This window comes from Oleiphilus sp. HI0128, assembly GCF_001635365.1.
The window spans coordinates 1-1,465 of sequence record NZ_LWGG01001466.1 but is presented as its reverse complement, the minus strand read 5'-3'; the positions used below and the strand labels follow the sequence as shown (position 1 = coordinate 1,465).

Genomic DNA, 1,465 nt, shown 5'->3' with positions numbered 1-1,465 from the left:
AGCTACAACCATTAGCTTTGACGGCAGTGACTACACCTCTACAAGCAACTGGGGCAATACTATCAACTGGACTGCAAAAACAAATAGCAATGGCTATGATGGGTTTACCTTTGACCTTGACAAAGACACAAAGCTTACTCGCTTTAACTTGGGTTCAAGCCTTTTTGCTGACCTGGAAGACAACACAACAGATCCAGGCACTGAAGGCTTCGGCATCTTCATCGGCCAAAACTATGCAACACCAAACGTTCTAGTTGGTAGCAAGCCATATACGAAGTACAAAAATGTTGACGGCGTAATCGTAGAATCGCGCGGTGACGGCATCCACCAGTCATTCGAAGTATCAGTTGCAGAGCCAGGCACTCTAGCTCTTCTAGGTCTTGGTTTGGCTGGTCTAGGTTTCGCTCGTCGTAAGCAAGCTTAATCTAGCACTCGCAAGTAATAATAAAAAAGCCTCGCATTTGTGAGGTTTTTTTATGCCTATCAATCTTGTCTAAAACCACCCACTATTTAAGTCATCTTTACACGACCAGTATTGCTCACTATATTTTTTAGCCCGAGCCTCAACCTTCTTCGCTACCTTTTTTAGCCAAGGTTTTTTTTCATAACTAGCTCTACGATAACCACCATGCCCTTCGTGATAATTTAGGTATTGTGCGTAGGCATCCCATTTACTAACCTTGTTTATCTTGCTACTTCGATTCATATACCAACCGACAAAATCAATCGCATCATCAAAATCATCGCGATCTGCAAAGGTGCTCCCGGCGTCAGCTACATATTCTCCCCAAACAGGAGTCTTAGCCTGAGAATAACCATACGCATCGCTCGCTCGACCGATAGGAATAAATCCAAGGAAGTACTCCATCGGCGGTGCCGCATCGTATTTAAAAGATGACTCTTGATACATTATGGCCATTGGAATGTGAACAGGGACTCCCCAGCGTTCCCGTACATCGAGCGCGGCATCATGCCAGTCTGGCTTTTCTTCGAATATTTTACAAATATTTTGAGGTTGTTCAGGCGGCAAGCTGGAGCAGCCAGCCAGACTTAAACCTCCAAGCAAAAGAAAACTAAAGCGATAATTAGACAAGCTCTCCCTCCTTACTTTTACCTATTCTCCAGATAAAGATCACCAACATCTGAACCAAAATTAGCGGAATAGCGTAGATAAGCAGGCTATTCCAGCCAACACTATAAATAACTACTCCACTAGATATTGATGCCGCAGCCTGGAATACAAACACAAAAAAGTCATTAAAACCCTGTACTTTATACCTCTCGGCAGGTTGGTACACTTTAGGAAGCAAAACCGTACCTGCGACAAATAGAAAGTTCCAACCAATACCTAGCAACACCAATCCAAGCCAATAATGCATCACATTCTGACCTGAAAGCGCTATCATCAAACACACCGTATAAGCTGCCAAACCAGCCAGCATCAAGCGATATTCACCAAACTTTG

General features: G+C 43.7%; 3 protein-coding genes. 1 reads left to right on the top strand and 2 read right to left on the bottom strand.

The genetic code is table 11. The features are described from left to right. A partial coding sequence (locus A3763_RS29180) for a PEP-CTERM sorting domain-containing protein (protein ID WP_197483092.1) occupies window positions 1–424 on the top strand: 424 nt, incomplete at its 5' end. Window positions 425–493: 69 nt separating this feature from the next. Here the strand turns inward: A3763_RS29180 and A3763_RS24195 are convergent. Continuing rightward, entirely contained in the window at window positions 494–1,093 is a 600-nt protein-coding gene (locus tag A3763_RS24195; RefSeq protein ID WP_068515177.1) for a hypothetical protein, read from the bottom strand. Beyond that, on the bottom strand, window positions 1,086–1,465 hold a 380-nt coding region (locus A3763_RS24190), incomplete at its 5' end, for an MFS transporter (RefSeq protein ID WP_156495305.1). The genes A3763_RS24190 and A3763_RS24195, both read right to left, overlap by 8 nt.